General features: G+C 31.3%; 19 protein-coding genes and 2 tRNA genes. 13 read left to right on the top strand and 8 right to left on the bottom strand.

Annotation, left to right across the window (positions count from 1 at the left end):
- Window positions 1-25: 25 nt before the first annotated feature.
- A complete protein-coding gene (locus tag ACFQ1U_RS05235; RefSeq protein WP_386106050.1) occupies window positions 26-925 on the bottom strand; it encodes an NAD kinase in 900 nt (299 codons plus the stop codon).
- A gap of 38 nt (window positions 926-963) precedes the next feature.
- Window positions 964-1,623 carry a CBS domain-containing protein gene (locus ACFQ1U_RS05230; RefSeq protein ID WP_386106048.1) on the bottom strand — a complete coding sequence of 220 codons (660 nt, stop codon included), beginning with the start codon at window positions 1,621-1,623 and terminating at the stop codon, window positions 964-966.
- A 60-nt stretch (window positions 1,624-1,683) separates the two neighbouring features.
- Between ACFQ1U_RS05230 and ACFQ1U_RS05225 the strand changes: the two genes are divergently transcribed.
- Both ACFQ1U_RS05225 and ACFQ1U_RS05220 read left to right on the top strand, forming a co-directional pair.
- On the top strand, window positions 1,684-2,400 hold the full coding sequence (locus ACFQ1U_RS05225) for a pyridoxine 5'-phosphate synthase (protein WP_386106046.1): 717 nt from the start codon (window positions 1,684-1,686) through the stop codon (window positions 2,398-2,400).
- Window positions 2,401-2,423: 23 nt separating this feature from the next.
- Window positions 2,424-3,191, top strand: a complete 768-nt coding sequence (locus ACFQ1U_RS05220) for an alpha/beta fold hydrolase (RefSeq protein WP_386106044.1) — start codon at window positions 2,424-2,426, stop codon at window positions 3,189-3,191.
- A gap of 67 nt (window positions 3,192-3,258) precedes the next feature.
- Here the strand turns inward: ACFQ1U_RS05220 and ACFQ1U_RS05215 are convergent, their stop codons facing one another.
- Window positions 3,259-3,963 (bottom strand): hypothetical protein, encoded by a 705-nt coding sequence (locus tag ACFQ1U_RS05215; protein WP_386106042.1) that lies wholly within the window; start codon window positions 3,961-3,963, stop codon window positions 3,259-3,261.
- 64 nt (window positions 3,964-4,027) lie between these two features.
- The gene (locus ACFQ1U_RS05210; RefSeq protein ID WP_386106040.1) at window positions 4,028-4,486 is read right to left on the bottom strand and encodes a 2-dehydro-3-deoxyphosphooctonate aldolase; all 459 of its coding nucleotides are present in this window, start codon (window positions 4,484-4,486) and stop codon (window positions 4,028-4,030) included.
- A gap of 115 nt (window positions 4,487-4,601) precedes the next feature.
- On the opposite strand from ACFQ1U_RS05210, the gene ACFQ1U_RS05205 reads away from it, so the two are divergent.
- Complete coding sequence (locus ACFQ1U_RS05205; RefSeq protein ID WP_386106038.1) at window positions 4,602-4,949, top strand: phage holin family protein; 348 nt, start codon at window positions 4,602-4,604, stop codon at window positions 4,947-4,949.
- A 94-nt stretch (window positions 4,950-5,043) separates the two neighbouring features.
- A complete protein-coding gene (gene tig / locus ACFQ1U_RS05200) occupies window positions 5,044-6,366 on the top strand; it encodes a trigger factor (RefSeq protein WP_386106036.1) in 1,323 nt (440 codons plus the stop codon).
- A 55-nt stretch (window positions 6,367-6,421) separates the two neighbouring features.
- Here tig and ACFQ1U_RS05195 read toward each other — a convergent pair whose 3' ends face one another.
- A complete protein-coding gene (locus tag ACFQ1U_RS05195) occupies window positions 6,422-6,883 on the bottom strand; it encodes a Na(+)-translocating NADH-quinone reductase subunit F (protein ID WP_386106034.1) in 462 nt (153 codons plus the stop codon).
- Window positions 6,884-6,950: 67 nt separating this feature from the next.
- On the opposite strand from ACFQ1U_RS05195, the gene ACFQ1U_RS05190 reads away from it, so the two are divergent.
- Window positions 6,951-8,309, top strand: coding sequence for a DEAD/DEAH box helicase (locus ACFQ1U_RS05190; protein ID WP_386106032.1), 1,359 nt, complete (start codon window positions 6,951-6,953; stop codon window positions 8,307-8,309).
- The gene (locus tag ACFQ1U_RS05185) at window positions 8,309-8,668 is read left to right on the top strand and encodes a Na(+)-translocating NADH-quinone reductase subunit F (protein WP_386106030.1); all 360 of its coding nucleotides are present in this window, start codon (window positions 8,309-8,311) and stop codon (window positions 8,666-8,668) included. The genes ACFQ1U_RS05190 and ACFQ1U_RS05185 overlap by 1 nt, the downstream gene beginning before the upstream one ends.
- Before the next feature lie 297 nt (window positions 8,669-8,965).
- Here the strand turns inward: ACFQ1U_RS05185 and polA are convergent, their stop codons facing one another.
- Complete coding sequence (gene polA / locus ACFQ1U_RS05180; RefSeq protein WP_386106028.1) at window positions 8,966-11,785, bottom strand: DNA polymerase I; 2,820 nt, start codon at window positions 11,783-11,785, stop codon at window positions 8,966-8,968.
- A 107-nt stretch (window positions 11,786-11,892) separates the two neighbouring features.
- On the opposite strand from polA, the gene ACFQ1U_RS05175 reads away from it, so the two are divergent.
- Window positions 11,893-13,113 (top strand): metallophosphoesterase, encoded by a 1,221-nt coding sequence (locus tag ACFQ1U_RS05175; protein WP_386106026.1) that lies wholly within the window; start codon window positions 11,893-11,895, stop codon window positions 13,111-13,113.
- 85 nt (window positions 13,114-13,198) lie between these two features.
- Entirely contained in the window at window positions 13,199-13,492 is a 294-nt protein-coding gene (locus tag ACFQ1U_RS05170; protein WP_386106024.1) for a thioredoxin family protein, read from the top strand.
- 59 nt (window positions 13,493-13,551) lie between these two features.
- Here the strand turns inward: ACFQ1U_RS05170 and ACFQ1U_RS05165 are convergent, their stop codons facing one another.
- Window positions 13,552-16,671: a glycosyltransferase family 117 protein gene (locus ACFQ1U_RS05165; RefSeq protein ID WP_386106022.1), complete on the bottom strand. Its 3,120-nt coding sequence runs from the start codon at window positions 16,669-16,671 to the stop codon at window positions 13,552-13,554.
- Between the two features lie 193 nt (window positions 16,672-16,864).
- On the opposite strand from ACFQ1U_RS05165, the gene ACFQ1U_RS05160 reads away from it, so the two are divergent.
- Window positions 16,865-16,935: transfer RNA gene (locus ACFQ1U_RS05160), tRNA-Gln, on the top strand.
- A 127-nt stretch (window positions 16,936-17,062) separates the two neighbouring features.
- Window positions 17,063-17,133, top strand: a tRNA-Gln gene (locus ACFQ1U_RS05155).
- A gap of 35 nt (window positions 17,134-17,168) precedes the next feature.
- Here the strand turns inward: ACFQ1U_RS05155 and ACFQ1U_RS05150 are convergent.
- On the bottom strand, window positions 17,169-17,996 hold the full coding sequence (locus ACFQ1U_RS05150; protein WP_386106020.1) for a universal stress protein: 828 nt from the start codon (window positions 17,994-17,996) through the stop codon (window positions 17,169-17,171).
- Between the two features lie 156 nt (window positions 17,997-18,152).
- On the opposite strand from ACFQ1U_RS05150, the gene rimP reads away from it, so the two are divergent.
- From rimP to infB, 3 genes are all read left to right on the top strand, one after another.
- Window positions 18,153-18,614 (top strand): ribosome assembly cofactor RimP, encoded by a 462-nt coding sequence (gene rimP / locus ACFQ1U_RS05145; RefSeq protein WP_386106018.1) that lies wholly within the window; start codon window positions 18,153-18,155, stop codon window positions 18,612-18,614.
- 11 nt (window positions 18,615-18,625) lie between these two features.
- Window positions 18,626-19,882 carry a transcription termination factor NusA gene (nusA, locus tag ACFQ1U_RS05140; RefSeq protein ID WP_386106016.1) on the top strand — a complete coding sequence of 419 codons (1,257 nt, stop codon included), beginning with the start codon at window positions 18,626-18,628 and terminating at the stop codon, window positions 19,880-19,882.
- Window positions 19,883-20,007: 125 nt separating this feature from the next.
- On the top strand, window positions 20,008-22,881 hold the full coding sequence (infB, locus tag ACFQ1U_RS05135) for a translation initiation factor IF-2 (RefSeq protein WP_386106014.1): 2,874 nt from the start codon (window positions 20,008-20,010) through the stop codon (window positions 22,879-22,881).
- The last annotated feature ends 117 nt before the right edge of the window (window positions 22,882-22,998 follow it).

The raw sequence follows: 22,998 nt of genomic DNA, 5'->3' as shown, positions 1-22,998 counted from the left end.
TAACTACTTTTTAGTGAATTTATTGTTAAGCAGTGGGTTCATTTCGTGTATCTTCTCCCCAAAGTAATTTGCCTCGAAGTGTTTTTAAGTATGATTGATTGGTTGGAACTATGCTTTTAATAGTGAAATCTGCTTTTTTAATGTAGATAATGGTTTCTTGAGGTACTGTAGTTATTCGTGAGTCTAAAGAAATTAAAAAATCTTTTTCTCTTGCGCTAACTTCAAGCTGTATGTTTAAGTCATCTGGAATAATCATAGGTCTAGCATTTAAGTTGTGAGGTGCAATAGGTGTTATGGCTAAACTTTTACAGTTTGGTAAAATAACAGGTCCGTTACAGCTTAAAGAATAACCAGTAGAACCTGTAGGTGTCGAAATAATTAATCCGTCAGCCCAATAGTTTGTTAGATATTCACTGTTTAAAAAAGTTTTTATACCAATCATAGAAGTGGTGTTTCTTCTTGCAACAGTAACTTCATTTAAAGCGAAGTTTAATTCTTTGAAATCATCGGTTTTAGGACTTGTTTCTACCTGTAATAAACTTCTTTCTTGAAGTGTGTATTCTTTATTTTGAAGTAAATTAACTGCCTCTTCAATTTGATCTTTTTGAACCGTGGCTAAGAAGCCCAATCTCCCTGTATTAATTCCTAAAATAGGAATTTTTAAATCTCTAATGTAAGTTACGGCTCTTAATATTGTTCCGTCACCTCCAATGGTAAACATTACGTCATAATCTGAAGATAAATCTTTAAAGCTATCAAAAGTGGAGTAAACTTTATTAATAGAGTTATTACTAACTAATAAATTGTAAAATTGTGTTTCAAACACAATTTCTACATTGTTTTTTTCTAAGGTTTGAAGTAAAATATTAATTTCTTTCTCGGCAGTTATAGTATACGATTGCCCGTAAATTGCTACTTTTTTCAAATCTGTAAGTTTTTAGTTAGTTGAATCCTAAACATGAATTACATGTCTAAGTACTTTTTTAAATAGTTGGCGCGTTCTTTTAATTCTTCAAGATATTCATCATCTTCTCTTAAAGACAAAATAGTATAGTCATACCTTCTAAAAGTCTGAATTATATCATTCATTTCATCAGAAGCTATCTTTAAAGTAATTTGAACATTGTCTTGGGTTTCATGAGATACATATAGTCCAAGTAATTTGGCATTATTACTTTCAACAATTTGTGAAACCTGACTCATAGAAAAGTCTGTTTTTAATTTAGATACAATTAAAGTCTCATTATCTTGATGCATAAACGGACTGTTGGCAAACAAGTCTAAAATATCTCTTAGCTCATAATAACCAACATAGTTTTTATCTTTATCTAAAACAGGAATTAAATTACAATCATTTTCAGCAAACAAGGCAATTAACTCTAGTAAAGAAGTGGAAACCTCTGCATGGAATTGTTGAAGGAGGTATTGATATTCTTTAAGTTCTGCACTAAAGCTTTCTATGGTTTGAATATCATCTTCAGCAAAACATCCCATCAACTTATTTCCTTTTACAATTGGAATATGAGTAATTGGTAAATTTTTACACAAACCTTGTGCTTTTTTTACCGTGCTATTAAGCGATAACGCTTTAATTTCTTTCAGTATGTAATCATTGATATTCATTACTACGAATATAGTTTAAAAACTTTTAATGGTTTACCTTTGTGTTTTTAAATTATTATAATGACAAAGTTAAGTGTAAATATTAATAAAATTGCAACATTACGTAATTCTAGAGGTGGAAATGCGCCTAATTTATTACAAGTTGCTACCGATGTTCAAGAGTTTGGTGCTAATGGAATTACTATTCATCCAAGGCCAGATGAACGTCATATTCGATATCAAGATGCTTACGATTTGCAATCAATAGTTACTACAGAGTACAACATAGAAGGGAATCCGATAAAAAAATTCATGGACTTAGTATTAGAGATAAAACCAACGCAGGTTACTTTAGTGCCAGATGCTGTTGATGCAATTACTTCTAATGCAGGTTGGGATACTATTAATAATCAAACTTTTTTACAGGAAGTAATTTCAGAATTTAAAAATGCGGGTATTAGAACTTCAATTTTTATTGATACCGATTTAAAGCTTATTGAAGCAGCGGCAAAAACTGGAACAGATAGAGTAGAACTGTACACAGAACATTTTGCCAAAGAGTATGAAAAAGGAAATTACGAAGCAGTTAAACTTTATACAGAAGCTGCAATTTTAGCGCATGATTTAGGTTTGGGAATTAATGCAGGACATGATTTAAATTTAGATAATATCCGCTTTTTTAAACAAAACATCCCTAACTTAGATGAAGTGTCTATAGGACATGCATTAATATCTGAAAGTATATACTTAGGTATTCAAAATGTGGTTAATATGTATGTTGAACGTTTAAAAGGTTAGCTTATTTAACTAATTAAAAATCTATGGACATAATTCATTCTAAAATTTTAGGAAAAGGTACACCGCTGTTAATTTTACATGGTTTTTTTGGTATGGGAGATAATTGGAAAAGTCATGCCAATAAATTAGCGGATGATGGTTTTGAAGTGCATCTAATAGATCAAAGAAATCATGGAAGAAGTTTTCATACCGATGCTTTTTCTTATGATTTGTTAGTGGAAGATTTACATAATTATATACAGCACCATAACTTAGATAAAGTAAATTTATTGGGGCATTCAATGGGAGGTAAAACAGTGATGCTTTATGCTGTAAAACATCCTGAGTTTGTTGATAAATTATTGGTGGCTGACATCGCGCCAAAAGAATATCCTCCGCATCATCAAGATATTATTAAAGCGCTAAATTCGGTAGATTTTTCTAAGCATAAAACAAGAAAACAGGTTGATGAGAAGTTGTCTGAATTAATACCACAGGTTGGAGTTCGTCAATTCTTGTTGAAAAATACTTTTTGGAAAGAAAAGGAAGAATTAGCATTCCGTTTTAACTTATCATCATTAACTGCTAATTATGATGAGGTAGTTAAGGGGTTGCCTTCTTTTACCGTTTTTGAAGGAGATACATTGTTTTTAAGCGGGGCTAAATCTGGATATATTACAAAAGAAGATCAACATTTAATATCTGCTCATTTTCCAAATTCAAAAATTGTTAGTATTTCAAATGCTGGTCATTGGTTACATGCAGAAAATCCAACAGATTTTTATAATGAAGTTGTGTCTTTCTTACAATAAAATAAAAGCCTTAACATAATTATGTTAAGGCTTTTTAATTTAATGTTTTGAAATTCTTCAAAGGTTCTTATCCTCTATAATCTTCTCTTCGCTCTTTTCTGTCCTCTCTTCGTTCTTTTTTATCTTCTTTTATTTCTTGTTTGGTAGCTTTTATGTCAGCTTCCATTGTTTTTATAAAATTATTTAGAAGTTTTGCATTTACCGTAAGTTTTCTTTTACCATTTTTTGGTTTTGCTAAAAAGTTAAATGCTTTAATTTTATTTAAAATTTCTTTTTGCTCATTTGTTCTTGCTATTTGAGCTAGTAGATCACGCTTGTCATCTTGTTTGTCTCTAATGTCATCTCTTCTGTCTCTTACATCATCAAAATATTCTCTACGTTGTTTTGTTGAGTTATGGTAGTGAATATCTCTTCGAGATTTTTTAGCTTCCAGACTAGAGTTTCTGGCTTCTGATTTACTTTGTGCTAATTCTCTTTTGTCTTGATTAATTTTAAGTTCGCTTTGGTTAATTTCGCGGTGCATGGCATTTAGAAGATCAATCTTAAGCTCTTTAATTAAATATTGCTTGTGATCTATAAAAGCATTTTCAAAAGCTCTTACTTTCTTTTTAAATTGTTTAAGTTCATTAATGTCTCTTTTTAATTGAGCTTTGTTGGTTTTTATTGCTTTGTTGTTATGAACAGCTTCTTTAATATTGTTGCCTAGTTGTGCATATCCAATGCTAACTATTCCTAAAAAGGCAAAACTTAATACGTATTTAAATGTCTTCATAGTTTTTGTTTTAAAGTTACTACTAAGACGGTGAAAAAGATGAAAGGTTTAATTGAAAGAGAAATTAATCAAACATAGATGTAAACCCAACAGGTATTTTAAGTTCTCCTTTGTCATATAAGTTCAGGTAAAGAGTAGTTGTGTCTTTAGCGTTTTCCCAAGTCACTAAATAAATATCCAATAAACCGTTTCCGAAAATTCCGTTTTTAGATTTAAAACTACAACAGCTACCAGCTCTAAAATATGTCACGTTTTCTCCGTTTGGTCCAGCTAAACCATTTAAGTAACGTCTTTGATTTAATGCTCCAGTCATATCTTTCATGCCACCAACATTTATTGGGTTTTCTTTAGAGTATCCGTAGGAATCATCTTTGGAAATAGAAGTAATTACGTAAGCATTATACAAAATTTGCGGAGTCTTATATGTTTTGTTTGAAGTATTAGAGGAAGCTTTTTTTGTACTATTACATGCAATAATTAGAAGAAATAAAAGCACAGGTATAGTGTTTTTTAATAATTTCATAGGTTTTTATTTTTTATTTAAACTTACAAAAAAATATAAAAAAGCTGTCAATAAATCAGTTTTTGTAAATTGGTATAACTTTAGATTAAGTTTATAGTAACTTTAAATACAACGTATGAATTTTATTTTAAAACTTTTATTAACTGCATTGGCAGTAATTATATTGGCTAATTTTTTACCAGGAGTAACTGTTTCTAGTTATACAACTGCAATTGTAGTTGCGGCAGTTATAGCATTGTTAAATATGTTTGTAAAACCATTGTTGGTAATTTTCACTTTACCTGTTACAATTCTAACACTTGGTTTGTTTTTGTTTGTAATAAATGCAATAGTTATTTTATTAGCTAGTAATTTAGTAAGCGGTTTTGCAGTAAATGGCTTTTTTACAGCGATGCTTTTTAGTGTTCTGTTGTCTTTATTTAGGTCGTTGTTATTCAGTTTGTTAAGAGAAGAAGAAAGATAATGCTAAATACTTTAATAACATTATCAAATTGCTTGGTTATCAAGAAATAAAACATTAATTTTGCACCCAATTTTTTAAGAAGATAGCATTAAAGATGAATATTACAAAAGAAAATGTAGATGCGTTAAACGCGATTGTAAAAGTTGATATTGTTGCTGAAGATTATAAAGACAAAGTAACAGAAGTATTAAACGATTACCGTAAAAAAGCAGACATTCCTGGTTTTAGAAAAGGTCATGTGCCAATGGGAATGGTTAAAAAGCAGTACGGTAAAGCTGTAATGATTGATGAGGTAAACAAGCTTTTACAAGAAAGTTTAAACAAATTTTTAGTAGAAGAAAAGTTAGACATCTTAGGAAATCCGTTACCAGTGGTAAAAGATGATTTTTCATGGGATACTGACCAGTTTTCTTTTGAGTTCGAGTTAGGTTTAGCTCCTGAATTTAATGTAGATATTGAAGGTAAAAACAAAATTACCGAATATAAAATAGTAGCTACTGAAGAGTTAATTAACAAAGAAGTTGAAAACTTACAAACTCGTTTTGGTAAATTAATTACTCAAGAAGAAGCTACAGAAGAATCTAACATTACAGGAACTTTTACTGCCGAAGAAAACGAAATTAATAAAAAAGCTACATTTGCTATCGCTGATATCAAAGGTAAAACAAACCAAAAGAAATTAGTTGGTGCTAAAGTAGGTGATGTTATCGAATTAAAAACTAAAAAGTTATTCGAAGACGATCATAAGTTACAAACTGTATTAGGAGTTTCTCACGAAGAAGCTCACGATTTAGATATTAAAGTAACTTTAACTGTAGAAGAGGTTAATAAAACTGAGTTGGCAGATTTAGATCAGGATTTATTTGACAAGTTATTTCCTGATGGAAGTGTAACTACTGCTACTGAATTAAAAGATAAAATTAAAGAAGATGCTGAAAAGCAATTTCAACAACAAGCAGATCAACAATTATTAAATGCTGTAACAGAGCATTTAGTTGAAAATACAACGTTTGATTTACCTGCTGAATTTTTACAAAAGTGGTTACAAACTGCTGGAGAGAAAGAATTATCTTTAGAAGAAGCAAAAGAAGAGTATTCTAAATCAGAAAAAGGTTTACGTTATCAATTAATCGAAGGAAAGATTATGAAAGACAACGAAATCAAATTAGACTACGCTGAATTACAAGAGTATGCTAAAGGTTTTATTAGAGCTCAAATGGCACAGTTTGGTAATATGAATCCTTCAGAAGAGGAGTTAGATAATATTGCTGGTAGAGTTTTATCTAACCAAGAAGAGGCTCAACGTTTACAGTCTCAGTTAATCTCTCAAAAGTTATTAGCATTCTTTAAAGAGAATATGAAGTTTAAAACTAAAGAGGTTTCTTACGAAGATTTTATCAAAGAAGTTTACAAGTAAGATTTACACTTTATAAAATAAAAAACCGATACTCAAAGTATCGGTTTTTTTATTTTTAATCATAAATTACATCAAATTTATATACTGGATTTTCATTTTCAAACTCAAATATTTTAGAATAATCCATAACATTTGCTATTCCATCTAACTCACATAAATAGGCAACCACAGCACATAAACCATTAAATAGAATTTCTTTGTTTCGTGGGTTTTCAGGTTTTGTGTTGTAGTGACATAACGGAACAGTAAATCCGCAAGCTTGTAAAAAAATACGTTCAATCTGTAAAAGTTCTAAAGGAGAATAACCATTAAACTTTCTACCTAAAGTTTCATGAACTCTACCTACATAACTTAAAGTAAGTGATCCATGATCATTGGATAAGTGTTTCCAACTATCGTGATTATCTAATATATTTCCAACAGCACAAGCAGAACAACATTCAGGGTTTAGTTCATCATTATGAAAAGCATTATATAATTTTATCAAAGCCTGCTCTAAACGTTTTGGTGTTTTCATATCGTCATTAAATTATCTCTATAAATATACGAAATAATGGTTGTACCTTTGTGGCAAAATACGTTAAATGATCACTTTTCAAGATATAGATTTATCCAATCCGTTAAGAAATGCAATCGAAGATTTAGGCTTTGAAAACCCAACACCTATCCAAGAGCAAGCATTTCCTGTAGTAAGATCAGGTAAAGATGTGGTAGGAATCGCACAAACAGGTACAGGGAAAACTTTTGCTTACATGTTGCCAATTCTTCGCGATTTAAAATTCTCAAAACAATTAACTCCTAGAGTTTTAATTTTAGTTCCAACAAGAGAATTGGTAGTGCAAGTGGTAGATGAAATAGAAAAGCTGTCAAAGTACATTAATGTTCGCGTTTTAGGAGTATATGGAGGTGTTAATTTAAACAGACATAAACAAGCTGTAGCTTTAGGTTGTGATATTATAGTAGCAACCCCAGGAAGGTTGTATGACTTAGCTGTGAGTAATGTGCTAAAATTGAAATCTATTCAAAAACTAGTAATAGATGAAGTGGATGTAATGTTAGATCTAGGTTTCCGTTTTCAAATTTTAAATATTTTTGACTTACTTCCAGATAGAAGACAAAATATAATGTTTTCAGCAACTATGACTGAAGATGTTGAAGTGTTAATTGATGATTTCTTTATAGCGCCTAAAAAAATAGCAATAGCAGTTAGTGGAACACCTTTAGATAATATTTCTCAAACGGCTTATAACGTCCCTAATTTTTATACTAAAATGAACTTATTAAATCATTTGTTATTTGATAAGTCTGAATTTAGTAAAGTATTAATATTTGCTCCTAATAAAAGAAATGCCGATCGTATTTTTAATTTAATAGAAGAAGAGTTCCCGGGTCAAGCTTGTGTAATTCACTCTAACAAAACACAAAATTATCGTTTACATTCTATTGAGGCTTTCAATACAGGTAGTCATAGAATTTTAATTGCTACAGATGTTATTGCACGTGGTTTAGATTTAGATGAAATTACTCACGTTATCAACTTCAATCCTACTCATTACCCAGAAAATTATATGCATAGAATTGGTAGAACAGGTAGGGCAGCTCATGAAGGTAAAGCAATTTTATTTGCTACCGAAAAAGAGCAAGAGGCTAAAAATAGAATTGAAGAGTTGATGAATTTTAAAATACCTATGGTAGAAATTCCTGAAACGGTAACAATATCTAATCAACTTACAGAAGAAGAAAGGCCAAAAGAAGATAAGACACAATCTAATAACAGAACCTCTCAAGAATATGTTCCTGGACCTGCTTTTCATGAAAAGAAAGAAAAGAATAAAAAAGTGAATCAAGGAGGTTCTTATCGCCGTGAAATAGCAAAAAAATATAAGAAGCCAAAAACAAGAGGAGACAAAAATTACAATAAGAAAAATAAAAAAAGAAAGTAATGCAAGCATTAACTGAGCAAGAGTTACATAATTTAGCCATGAATTATGTGGGGAAAAAGCTTCAAGGAATGGGGTATGAGTTTTTAGCTATTAATAGTCAGTTAAAAAGACATCCTCAGTTTGTATTGTATAAAAAAGGTGAGCCTACCATTTTTGTTTTAGTAAAGGCTACTGAAAATTTACAAAATCCAAATGCTTATGATACTGTTTGGGTTGAAACCTTTAAAGCGCATGCAAAAGAACAAAACGCTAAGGTTTGGTATGCTGGCGTAGGTATTGCTAATGCTGAAAGTTTAGAACTTCCTGTGTTTAAAGACCAGCCTTATTATATAGCTTTTGATGATTTCCTGCAGATTTAACAATTTTATTGTGTTATTTATACAATATTTTTGCATTTGATACTAAAATCTTTGCAATTGATACTTTATATTGTATTTTGTATTGATTTACAGTCTCTTATGTTGTATATTTGTGCTGGGATTATTAAACACTTTACATTATGGGGATATCATTACTAAAAAAGGTTAGTAACTTTTTTAAAGGATTATTCGAAATGTTAGCTGAGTTCGGAAAAGGAGCAAGCTACGCTTTGAATCACTAAGAAAAACTTACTAAGGAAAAACACTCACTTTTGGGGAAAAGTGAGTGTTTTTTTGTTAATGAGCTTCAAGCCAATTATTTCCTAATCCAATTTCTACACTAAGAGGAACACTCATTGTAAATGCATTTTCCATTTCTGATTGTATAATAGGCTTAATAATATCTAATTCATCTTTATGTGCATCAAAAACAAGTTCATCATGAACCTGTAATAGCATTTTAGATTTAAAATTTTCTTGTTTAAAGCGATTCTGAATATTTATCATGGCTAGCTTAATAATGTCTGCAGCACTACCTTGTATTGGTGCATTTACAGCATTTCTTTCAGCAGCACCTCTTACAATAGCATTTCTAGAATTAATGTCTTTTAAATAACGCTTTCTTCCTAAAATGGTTTCCACATAGCCATGTTCACGAGCAAAATCTACTTGTTTAGCCATGTAGTTTTTTAATTTAGGATATGTTTTATAATACGCATCTATTAATTCTTTAGATTCGCTTCTGGTTAAATTTGTTTGATTACTTAAACCAAAAGCAGATACTCCGTAGATAATACCAAAATTAACTGTTTTAGCATTGCTTCTTTGTTCACGAGTAATATCACCTATAGAAACATTAAAAACTTTAGCTGCTGTAGAAGCATGAATATCTTTGCCATCAATAAAATCTTGAATCATGGTTTCCTCATTGCTTAAGGCGGCAATAATACGTAGTTCAATTTGACTGTAATCTGCAGCTAATAAAACATAATTAGTGTCCTTTGGAATAAAAGCTTTTCTAACCTCTTGACCTCTTTTGGTTCTGATAGGTATATTTTGAAGATTAGGGTTGTTAGAGCTTAATCTTCCTGTGGCTGCAACAGCTTGTGCGTATACCGTATGTATTCTTCCTGTTTTTGAATTAATTTCATTCGGTAAAGCATCTACATATGTACTTTGTAGTTTTTTATATTGTCGATATTCTAAAATATCAGCCACAATTTTATGATCATTAGCTAAATAAGAAAGTACATCCTCTGCAGTAGAATATTGACCTGTTTTTGTTTTTTTAGGTTTATCTACTAATTTTAATTTCTCAAAAAGAATTGGTCCTAATTGTTTTGGAGATGCAATGTTAAATTCTTCTCCAGCTTGCTCAAAGATGTTTTTTTCTAGTGTGGCTATATCGTTTGTTAATTCTTCAGAAAGCTTTTTTAAGAATGAAGTGTCCAAGTTAATTCCTTCTATCTCCATGGCAGTTAAAACTGCTACTAATGGGGTTTCTACTTCCTTAAAAAGTTTAGTTAGGTTACTAGCCTCTAATTCTTGTTCAAAATGTTGTTTTAATTGAAACGTAATATCAGCATCTTCTACTGCATATTCTGTTTGTTTTGCTAAATCAACTACTCGCATTGATAGTTGATTCTTGCCTTTTTTACCAATTAAATCAGTAATTGGAACAGGTTGGTAATTAAGGTAGGTTTCTGCCAATACATCCATGTTGTGTCGCATATCTGGGTTAATTAGATAGTGAGCAATCATGGTATCAAATAAATTTCCAGCTACAGGCATGTTGTAGTTTGATAAAACTTTGATGTCATATTTTATATTATGACCAATTTTCTTAATGGTTTCAGATTCAAAGAAAGGTCTAAATTCTTCTAGAATTTCTTTGGTTTCATTTTGATTTTCTGGAAAACTCACATAATAACCTTTATTGTTTTCCCAAGAAAAAGCAATTCCAATTAACTCTACCTCTAAGGCTTTTAAACCTGTAGTTTCGGTGTCAAAACACACAGATGTTTGTTGAAGTAACTTTTGAATTAGTTTTTTTCTAGCCAATGCTGTGTTAACTAATTGATAAAAATGAGCGGTGTTTTTAATAGTTTTAAATCCTTCAATATCTGTATGAACAGCGTTTCCGCTTCCAGGAGTAGCAAACAAGTCAAACTGTCCCTCTTTAGTTGTTTTAGTTGTTGATTTTGCAGTGGTATTTAAGGTAGTTTCATCAGGGCCAGCAAAAGTTTTTAAGAAATTTTCTGTTAATCTTCGAAATTCTAATTCCGTAAAAATTTCTTTAGTTTTTTCAATATTTGGTTGTTCAAAAATAAGTTTATCTTGCTCTAACTCTACAGGAACATCTAGCATAATGGTTGCTAGTTTTTTAGAAAGTAGACCTAATTCTTGATTGGAAGCTACCTTTTCTTTCATTTTTCCTTTAAGCTCGTCAATGTTTTCAAACAAACCTTCCATACTGCCATAAGCAGCCAAAAATTTCTTTGCTGTTTTTTCACCAACACCCGGTAAACCTGGAATATTGTCAACACTATCTCCCATCATACCTAAAAAGTCTATTACTTGTTCAGGTCTTTCTACGCCAAATTTAGCTTTAACTTCTTCTACACCCCATTTTTCATAACCATTACCCATTCGAGGTGGTCTGTACATAAAAATATTGTCAGATACTAATTGAGCAAAATCTTTATCAGGTGTTACCATATAAGTTTCTAAGCCTTCCTTTTCAGCTTTTTTTGCTAACGTTCCAATAATATCATCAGCTTCAAAGCCTTCTTTTACGATGGCTGGTATATTCATAGCTTCTAATATTTGTTCTATATAAGGAACAGCAATTTTAATGGCTTCTGGAGTTTCTTGTCTGTTAGATTTGTATTCAGGAAATAAATCGTTTCTTTCAGCGCTTCCTCCTTTATCAAAACAAACGGCTAAATAATCAGGTTTCTCTCGCTTAATTACATCAAGCAAAGAGTTGGTAAACCCCATTATTGCTGAGGTATCTAATCCTTTAGAGTTAATTCTTGGGTTTTTAATAAAGGCATAATAACCTCTAAAAATTAAAGCATAAGCATCTAATAAAAAAAGTCTTTTTTTGTTTGACATGTTGGTAAATATTGAAGATTGTAAAGCTACGAAACTTTAACAAGAACTTAAAAAATGAAGTTGGAACTTAAGCGTATCTTTGCAAGATTAAAATTAGAAATTATATTATGCCTCGTTGGTTGTTTACTTTGTTGATTTTTAGTGTAGTGTTTTTTGTGCTTGAGTTATATGCTTTTCAGGCGGTTAAAACGGTAGTTAAAAACAAATGGTTTAAATGGGTTTGGTTGTTGTTTGGTATTGGAGCCTATCTTAATTTTTTTATAATGATAGCAACTTATGACAGAGCAAATGGTCAAACTAGAGCTTTTCAATGGGCTGTTGGCTTTTTATTACTAGCGTTAATACCAAAAGTTATTGTCACACTTTTTATGTTTGGAGAAGATGTTTTAAGGGTTGGACAAAAAATTACGGGGTATTTTAGCTCTAGCACTAAAGAATTACCTAGTAGAAGAAAGTTTATATCACAACTTGCCTTAGGTATGGCAGCTTTACCTTTTGCAAGTTTATTATATGGTATTTTTAAAGGAAAGTACAACTATAAGGTCTTGAAGTATCAATTATCTTTTGATGATTTACCAGAAGCTTTTGATGGATTTACCATTACACAAATTACGGATATACATTCTGGAAGTTTTGACAATAAAGAAAAAATCCAATACGGAGTAGATTTGGTTAACAAACAAAACTCTGATGTTATTTTATTTACAGGTGATATTGTAAATAATTTTGCATATGAAATGGATGATTGGATTGATGTTTTTAAACAGTTAAAGGCACCTCAAGGGAAATTTTCTATACTTGGTAATCATGATTATGGTGATTATTCCGATTGGAATTCTGAAGAAGATAAAAAACAAAATTTCGAGGCGGTTAAAAAAATTCATCCTAAAATAGGATTTGACTTGTTGTTGAATGAAAATAGGATTTTAGAAAAAGATGGTCAAAAAATAGCTTTAATTGGAGTAGAAAACTGGGGTAAAGGCTTTAAGAAAGAAGGTGATTTATCTAAATCTATTAATGGTGTTTCACAAAATGATTTTAAAATTTTAATGACACATGATCCTAGTCATTGGGAATATGTTGTTAAAAAAGATGATTTTAATTATCAACTAACGTTAAGTGGGCATACCCATGGATTGCAATTTGGTATTGAAATACCAGGCTTTTTCAGGTGGAGTCCCTCTCAATATGTTTATAAACAGTGGGCTGGTTTATATAAAGAATTTAATAGATACATAAATGTAAACAGAGGTTTTGGGTATCATGCTTTTCCTGGTAGAGTTGGTATTTGGCCAGAAATAACAGTTATTGAATTAAAAAAGGCTTGATTTTCAATATTTTTAACCTAAGTTTTACATATACATAGTAAAAAATTGTTAATTTTATGCGCTATATAGTTTAAACTTAGGTAAAATGACAAAGTTTGGCGAAATTATAAGTATTAACAAGCCGGTATTGATAGATTTTTATACCGATTGGGAAGAAGCCGATTTTAATTTAGATACATTAAGAGATGTTGCTGCTGCTTTAGGTGATAAAGCTAAAGTTATTAAAATAGACATCAATAAGAATGAAATATTAGCAGAAGCATTACGTGTAAAAGGAAATCCAACTTTTATGATTTATAAAGATGGAGAAATGAAGTGGAGGCAAACAGGAATGCAAGATGCAAATACTTTAATAGGTTTGGTACAACAGTACGTTTAAAAAAAATAATATTAGTAAACTAAAAAGGCGATTGATAAATTCAATCGCCTTTTTTATTGTTAAGGTTTTATAGAGTCTAAAACTTCATCAACAGTTTCTTTTTCTGGTATATCTGGCATCAAGTGTTTAAATAACTTAACATGATCCATAAAACTATTTTCAAGTTTGTTTAAATACTCCTTATCATTATCATACCTGCCAACTTGATTAATTAAGTTTCTATACATATACAAGTTGGTATCTAAGTTGTCAATTATTAGATCAATATCTCTTTCGTCAAAAGTACTGTAGTATACTAAGTATTGTTGAAAAATATCTACTAAAGTTTCAGCAGTTTCTCTTGCTTTGTTAATATCACCAATTCTGTAGTATAATTCTGGATAACCTAAAGAAATACTATAATGGTCAAAATCTTTTATTGGCATTTTATATAAAGATAAATCTAATGCATCTTTAGCTTTTACAGAGTCGCCAACTTTTAAAAACTCTTCAGACAAACGCATTAAGTTGTTGCGCATAGAAATAGCGTTTCTTTTAGTTTGCTCATCTAAATAAATTTCTCCATTATTAATAGTTTTCCATTCCCATTTTTGAACATTAGCCCACATTTTATCAGGATCAATTCGTCCCATATCAAACATAGATTTTTTACCAATTGGAGTTTTTATAGGAACCAATTTATAAGCCATACCATCTAATTGTAGGTAGTCTTTCATCCATATATATTCTTCGTCAGAGTTTGAGCCTCCAGTAAAGTATATTGGTCTTTTCCAATCAAAATTATTTAAGATGTCTAACATCATAATTCTGTTTTTGGTTAAACCTTGGGCATCAACCGTAATGTCAATATAATCTACAATCTTGTCAGCATCTTTTGCTGCTACTATTCCAGATTTTATAGCATTTTCTTTATTAACAGGAACTCTTATTTTATTGGTAGGATAAATTTTAACACGTTCATTGTTTTCAGTTTCTATATAAGTAGCATCATTATCGCTTGCAATCCATCTCATAAAATCCTTTAAAGCAATTACAGAGTCTTTTAATTGTGGGTGTGGTATATGGTAAGCCAAATCAAGCGTTCCATATTTGTATTGGTCATGTGTTAATTTAGAAGGAATTGGTGCTGCTTCATAGGTTGCTTTTTTCATTTGATCTATGTACCAATCTGTAGCAAATAAACTAGTATTTACAATTTTAATATCAGTTCTTACACCTTCTATTTGTTGCATATACCATAACGGAAATGTATCGTTGTCACCAATTGTAAATATAATTGCATTAGGATCACAACTTTCTAAATACGTTTGTGCATTTAATTGAGCAGTATATCTGTCACCCCTGTCATGGTCATCCCAATTTTGGAATCCCATTAACGCAGGAACAGCAACTAAACTTACTAGGCTAATAGCCGTAGCAACTGTTTTTTTGTTAGCGTATGTTTTAAAAGAGTCATATAATGCTAATACGCCAAAACCAATCCAAATTGCAAATACATAAAAAGAGCCTACAACAGCGTAATCACGTTCTCGAGGTTCAAAAGGTTTAGGGTTGGTATAAAAGATAATGGCAAAACCAGTAAAAACAAAGAATAAACCAAGTGTATACCAGTTTTTCTTGTCTTCTTTCAAGTGATATAATACACCAATAAGTCCTAAAATTAACGGTAAAAAGAAATATGTGTTTCTTCCTTTGTTGTTTTTTACATCATCAGGAAGCATTTCTTGAGAGCCTAACCTAATTTCATCAATTGGTTTAATTCCGCTAATCCAGTTACCATTCTCAATATCTAAATGTCCTTGAATATCATTTTGTCTTCCTACAAAGTTCCACATAAAATACCTACCATACATATAGCCAAATTGGTAGTCAATCATAAATTTAATGTTCTCTAAAAAAGTAGGTCTTCTTGTACTTCTTGCAGGAATGCCTGCAATTTGCTTATAATATTGTTCAGAACCCGGATTAGTCATTCTAGGAATAAAGCCTTTGTGTTTATCTGAATAGTTAGGGAGAACATTTTTATAGTTGTTTACAATCTCATACCTGCCATCTATTTTTTCATATTTAGGCTTGTCGTCTCTGTAAGGTTGTTGTTCATCTATTTCTCTTTGGTATTCAAATGAGTAATATTTATCATAAAAAACATTAGCATCTCCATATTGCTCTCTGTTGTAATAAGCTAGGAGTTCTCTTGCGCTTGATGGGTTATTTTCATTAATTACAGTATCTGCATTAGCACGAATTGGTAACATCATCCAAGATGAAAATCCAATCATTATAAACATAATAGAAAGCACTAACGTATTAGCGGTAACTAGGTTGTTTTTTCTGGTGTAATTTAACCCAAAATAAAAAGCACCAATTAAAATTATTGCCGCGATAATTGTACCTGAATTATAGGGTAAACCAATTGTATTAATAAAAAACAATTCTGAAGCACTAAAAAACTTCAATGTAAAAGGGAATAAAAACTTAAAAACAAAAGCTAATACCAATATTGATACAAAAGAAGCAATTGCAGTTGTTTTAACAGTAATGTTATTATAGGTTTTGAAAAAATATAACATTACTATAGATGGTATAACTAATAATGATAATATATGTACTCCAAAAGAAAGCCCCACTACTAAACTGATTAATATTAACCATTTATTACCTCTTGGTTCGTTAATTTCGTTAACCCATTTTAATCCTAACCAGAAAAGTAAAGCCATTAAAAATGAAGACATAGCGTATACTTCACCTTCTACAGCACTAAACCAAAAGCTATCAGAAAATGTATATGCTAAAGATCCAACTAACCCACTACCTAATACAGCTATTTTTTCCCCTGTACTAAAAGAACTGTTTTTAGTAACTACTTTTTTAGCTAGGTTAGTAATTGTCCAAAACATAAACAATATGGTAAAAGCACTCGCTAAACCAGACATGAAATTTACCATATAAGCCCAGTTACTACTATCTGAAGTAAAAAGAGCAAAAAATGCTCCCAACATTTGAAATAACGGAGCACCAGGAGGATGGCCAACTTCTAATTTTACAGCGGTAGAAATGTATTCTCCACAATCCCATGAGCTAACAGTTGGTTCTAAAGTAAGTGTATAGGTAATTAATGCAATACCAAATGAAACCCATCCTAAAATGATGTTCCATTTTTTAAAGCTAAAATCTTTCATAGTTTAGTTTAAATATTGTTGCGAATGTACTAATAAAGTAGTTATTAAATTGTTGTTTTTTAACAATTCAAACAAAAGTAGTTTTTTGATTGAAATCACTTTATTAAAAAAGAATAAAATTTTGTTAAATCATTTTTTAAAATTTATTGCTGATATAAAAAAATGTTTTATATTTGCACCCGCAATAAGCAATTGGCCTATGGTGTAATGGCAACACACCGGTTTTTGGTACCGATATTCTAGGTTCGAGTCCTAGTAGGCCAACAAAAAATCCTCATAATATACTTTGAGGATTTTGCTTTTAAAGTTCTTTTTATGCTTAGATATAAAAATGAACAAGTGAGTTTTTGAAAATATAAAAGCTTTGTTTTATATTTGTAAACTCAAATATTGGCCTATGGTGTAATGGCAACACACCGGTTTTTGGTACCGATATTCTAGGTTCGAGTCCTAGTAGGCCAACAAAAAACCTCACAATTTGTGAGGTTTTTTTTGTTTTATACTCTTAAGGTTAATACAGGTCTATTAGCATTTTTTGCTAAACTCCTTGTAATTCCTCTGTTGAAAATATGGAAGAGTCCGCTGCGTTCATGGGTGGCTAATGCTATCATATCGCTGTTTATTTCGTTAGAAAAATTTAAAATACCGTTTTCGATATTTTCATCATTGTAAATGTTTACCGTATAGTTTGGTATGTCTAGATGTTTAACAAAATTTTCAATTCTGTTTCTGCAATCATTAGTGTTTTCAAAATTTTGTGGTGTATTTACTTTTAATAAGTGAATGGTGTTATTAAACTGCTTTGAGAGTTTTAATAACTTTTTAAGTGCTTCATCTTTCCCTTCTTTGAAGCTTGATGCAAAAACAATATTTCTAGGTATGAAATTTTCGTTGTCTTCTTTTACAACTAATACGGGTATTTTAGAGTTTCTAACTACTTTTTCGGTGTTTGATCCAATTAATAATTCTTGAATTCTTGAGTGTCCTCTAGATCCCATAATTATCATATCGGCTTCAATTTTTTCACTATAGCTTAAAATCCCATCAATAGGGCTTTGAAAGCGAATAGCGTGTAAAACATTTTCAACTTCAGAGAATATACGTTCTTTAAAAGTGAGCATATTATCTCTAACTTTTCTTATGTATAACATGCTTTCTGGAATACTAAAACTACTTCCAGAAGTCATATCTACAACTCCAGTAGGAACTTCAATCATGTTTAAAATGTGAACTTCGCTATCTGCCAATTTAGCTATTCTGGCAGCTAATTTAGAGGCGTTTTCTGAGGTGGGGGAGAAATCAATGGGTACTAAAATTTTTTTCATAAGATATTATTTTTAATATTGATTTTCAAATAGAAAGATACGGAAAAAACGTCACAGTAATAACTTGTTAGTTAATAAATAACTTAGTATATTTGCACTGAAATTAGCAATTATGAGTTAGTGAGGGGACGATTGTCCCCTCTTTTTATACCTAAAATGAATCAAGATAGAGTAAAAATATTACTTCAAGAAGCCTTAGATGAGAATCCATCCTTATTCTTAATTGAATTGTCTTTTTTAGCAGATAATAAAATTAAGGTAGTTATAGATGGTGATTCTGGAGTGCCATTGAGTGAGTGTGTGAGAGTGAGTAGGAATATTGAGCATAATTTAGATAGAGAAGAAGAAGATTTTTCTCTTGAGGTAACAACGCCAGATATTGCTCATCCATTAGCGGTTAAACGTCAGTATTTTAAAAATTTAAATAGAATTTTAAAAGTAAAAACTAACGACGAAGCCTATGAAGGAACTTTAATTGAAGTAACAGAAGAGGTGATAACGTTAACTTGGAAGACAAGAGAGCCAAAGCCTGTAGGGAAAGGAAAACATACGGTTGAGAAAACAATCACATTGCCGTATGAAGATATAAAAGAAGCAAAAGTTAAGATTGTATTTTAATAAGTGAGAAAATGGAAAATATTGCGTTAATCGAGTCATTTTCAGAATTTAAAGATAATAAAAGTATAGACAGAGTTACACTTATGTCTATCTTAGAAGAGGTTTTCAGAGCTGCGCTAAAACGTAAGTTTGGATCAGATGAAAATTTTGATATTATTATAAACCCTGATAAAGGAGACTTAGAAATTTGGAGAAACAGAGTAGTAGTTGCTGATGGTTTTTCTGAAGATGATAATGAAGAAATTGAGTTATCTGAAGCTAGAAAAATTGAACCAGATTTTGAAATCGGGGAAGATGTGTCTGAAGAAGTGAAGTTAATAGATTTAGGAAGAAGATCAATTTTAGCCTTACGTCAAAATTTAATTTCAAAAATTCATGAGCACGATAGTACTAATATCTTTAAGCAATTTAAAGATTTAGAAGGTGATTTATATTCAGCAGAAGTACATCATATTCGTCACAATGCTGTTATCTTATTAGATGATGAAGGTAACGAGATTGTATTACCAAAAAGTGAGCAGATTAGATCTGATTTCTTTAGAAAAGGAGATGCTGTTCGTGGGGTTATCAAATCTGTAGAATTAAAAGGAAACAAGCCAGCAATAATTTTATCTCGTACATCTCCTGCGTTTTTAGTAAAATTATTTGAGCAAGAAATTCCAGAGGTGTTTGACGGTTTAATTACTATTGAAGGAGTAGCAAGAATTCCTGGTGAAAAAGCTAAGATTGCGGTTGATTCATATGATGATAGAATTGACCCCGTAGGAGCATGTGTTGGTGTTAAAGGTTCTCGTATTCATGGAATTGTTCGTGAATTAGGAAATGAGAACATAGATGTTATCAACTATACAAAGAACGAACAATTATTTATAGCAAGAGCATTAAGTCCAGCCAAAGTAACTTCTGTAGAAATTGAAAAATTTGAAGAAGAGAAAAACGGACTGAAAGGTAGAGTGAATGTATTGTTAAAGCCAGAAGAAGTATCAAAAGCAATTGGTAGAGCAGGTGTTAACATTCGTTTAGCTTCACAGTTAACAGGTTACGAGATTGATGTTCAAAGAGAGGGATTAGAAGAAGAAGATGTTGAATTAACAGAATTTTCTGATGAAATCGAAGCTTGGGTAATTGATGAGTTTAGAAAAATAGGTTTAGATACCGCAAAGAGTGTATTAGAGAAAGATGTAGCCGAGTTAGTTCAAAGAACTGACCTAGAAGAAGAAACTATTATGGATGTGCAAAGAATATTGCGCGAGGAGTTTGAAGACTAAATCTAATAGCTTAATTTAGGGCGCTCGTAACCTAATTAAATATTTACGAGCATTTATAGAAAAAAAACATAACTATTTGTTACAGGTAAAGTGTGTTTTTTGATTAATAATGTATAAAACAATTTATGGCTGAAGCTAAAAAATTAAGACTAAACAAAGTTTTAAGAGAGTTAAATATCTCTTTAGATAGGGCAGTAGAACACTTGGCTAAAAAAGGGCATGAGGTAGAAGCACGTCCTACTACCAAAATATCTGATACCGAATACCAAATATTATTAGATGGTTTCCAAACAGATAAATCTAAAAAGGTTGCCTCTAAAGAAGTTAGTGAAGAAAAGCGTAAAGAAAAAGAAGAGATACGTAAACGTCTTGAAGCTGAACAAGAAGCTAAGCGACTAGAAGAGCAAAAAAAGCAAGAAATACTGAAGGCAAAAGCTGAAAAATTAGAAATTAAAACTGTTGGTAAAATTGATATCGATGGTGCTAAAAAAGAAGCTAAGCCAGAACCTACTAAAGAAGAAACTCCTGCTCAGCCAGAAAAAACAGCAGAAGTTGTAAAATCAAAAGAGGTTAAAAAAGAAGAACCTAAGGTAGAAAAGCCAAAAGTTGTTGAACAACCAAAACCTGTAGAGGCAAAAAAACCTGAGGTTACTAAAAAGCCTGAGCCCAAAAAAGAACAACCTAAAGTTGTGGCTCCAAAAAAAGAAGAAAAGCCTAAACCTGTGGCAGCAAACAATAAGCCTTCAAAAGAAGAAAAGCCAAAAGAGATTACACCTCAGAATGCTGAGAAAATTGTAACAAAGTACAAGAAGTTAGATGGTCCTAAAATGACTGGTCAAAAAATTGATTTAAAACAATTTGAAAGACCAAAGAAGAAAAAGACTGATAACAAAGACAACAAAGACAATAACGCTGATAAGAAAAAGCGTAAAAGAATTTCTAAACCAACTGGAAATACCAATCCTAATAACAGACAAGGAGGAGGTAATCGCCAAGGTGGTGGAAATCGTCAAGGTGGCGGAGGAAATAATAATAACCGTAACCGAAATAATAACCGTGGAAGAGGCAGACGTAACGAACCTAAAGAAGAGTTAACAGAAGCAGAAATCCAAAAACAAGTTAGAGAAACCTTAGAAAAACTTCAAGGTAAATCTAAAAAAGGTAAAGGAGCTAAATATCGTAGAGATAAGCGTGATCAACACCGTCAACAAGCAGAAGCTGATTTACAAGCACAAGAAGCAGAAAGCAGAGTGTTAAAAGTAACGGAGTTTGTAACAGTAAGTGAAGTTGCAACGATGATGGATAAACCTGTTACAGATATTATTTCAGCATGTATGATGTTAGGAATGATGGTAACAATGAATCAACGTTTAGATGCTGAAACGCTACAAATAGTTGCTGAAGAATTTAACTATACTGTTGAGTTTGTTGGTGCCGAAGTAGAAGAGTCAATTGAAGAGGTTGAAGATAAAGAGGAAGATTTAGAAACTCGTGCGCCTATTATTACCATTATGGGTCACGTAGATCATGGTAAAACATCTTTATTAGATTATATTCGTAAGGCAAACGTAATTGCTGGAGAAAGTGGAGGTATCACTCAGCATATTGGAGCTTATGGAGTTACTTTGGAGAGTGGACAGAAAATAGCTTTCTTAGATACGCCGGGTCACGAGGCATTTACCGCTATGCGTGCTCGTGGTGCACAAGTAACAGATTTAGTAATTATTGTAATTGCGGCGGATGATGATGTAATGCCACAAACAAAAGAAGCAATTGCTCATGCTCAAGCAGCAGGAGTACCAATTATTTTTGCTTTAAACAAAATAGATAAACCAAACGCAAATCCTGATAATGTTAAAACGCAATTATCTGCTATGAATTTATTAGTAGAAGATTGGGGAGGAAACATTCAATCTCAAGAAATTTCTGCTAAAACTGGTCAAGGTGTTGACGAGTTGTTAGAGAAAGTATTACTTGAAGCAGAGGTTTTAGAGTTAAAAGCAAATCCAGATAAAAATGCAGTTGGTACAGTTGTAGAAGCGCAGTTAGATAAAGGTAGAGGATATGTTTCTACTATTTTAGTACAAGCTGGTACTTTAAAAATTGGTGATTACTTATTAGCTGGTAAACACAGTGGTAAGGTAAGAGCTATGTTTGATGAACGAGGCAAAAAAGTAAAAGTTGCAGGTCCTTCTACACCAGTATCTATTTTAGGTTTAGATGGAGCTCCTCAAGCGGGTGATAAATTCAATGTATTTGATGACGAGAGAGAAGCTAAACAAATAGCATCTAAACGTTCTCAATTACAACGTGAACAATCTGTAAGAACACAAAAAACATTAACGTTAGACGAAATTGGACGTCGTATTGCGTTAGGTGACTTTAAAGAATTAAATATTATTCTTAAAGGTGATGTGGATGGTTCTGTAGAAGCATTAACAGATTCTTTCCAAAAATTATCTACGGAAGAAATTCAAGTTAACATTATTCACAAAGGAGTTGGAGCAATTACAGAATCTGATGTGTTATTAGCGACAGCATCTGATGCTATTATAGTTGGATTTAATGTTCGTCCGCAAGGTAACGCTCGTTCGGTAGCAGATAGAGAAGAAGTTGATATCAGAACATATTCTATCATCTATGATGCTATCAATGATCTTAAAGATGCCATGGAAGGTATGTTATCTCCAGAAATGAAAGAAGAGGTAATAGGTAATGTTGAAATTAGAGAGGTTTATAAAATTTCTAAAGTAGGAAACATTGCAGGATGTATGGTAATGAGTGGTAAGATAACACGCGATGCTAATATCAGATTAATTAGAGAAGGTATTGTGGTGCATGATGGAGAGTTAACATCTTTAAAGCGTTTTAAAGACGATGTTAAAGAAGTTACTAAAGGATACGATTGTGGATTACAAATTAAAAACTACAATGATATTCAAGAAGGAGATGTTCTGGAAGTTTACATTGAAGTAGCAGTTAAGAAAAAACTTAAATAATTTAACAAATATATAAAAGCCTCTTTTTAGAGGCTTTTTTTTGTATATTGTCCCGTCCTAAAATAAGTTTACACCAATAAGACTTATTTTATGAATAACAGTTTACGCAAGAAAAAG

It is taken from the genome of Tenacibaculum geojense (assembly GCF_042676005.1).
GTDB classification, from domain to species: Bacteria; Bacteroidota; Bacteroidia; order Flavobacteriales; family Flavobacteriaceae; genus Polaribacter; species Polaribacter geojense.
This window is presented reverse-complemented; position numbering and strand designations above follow the sequence as displayed.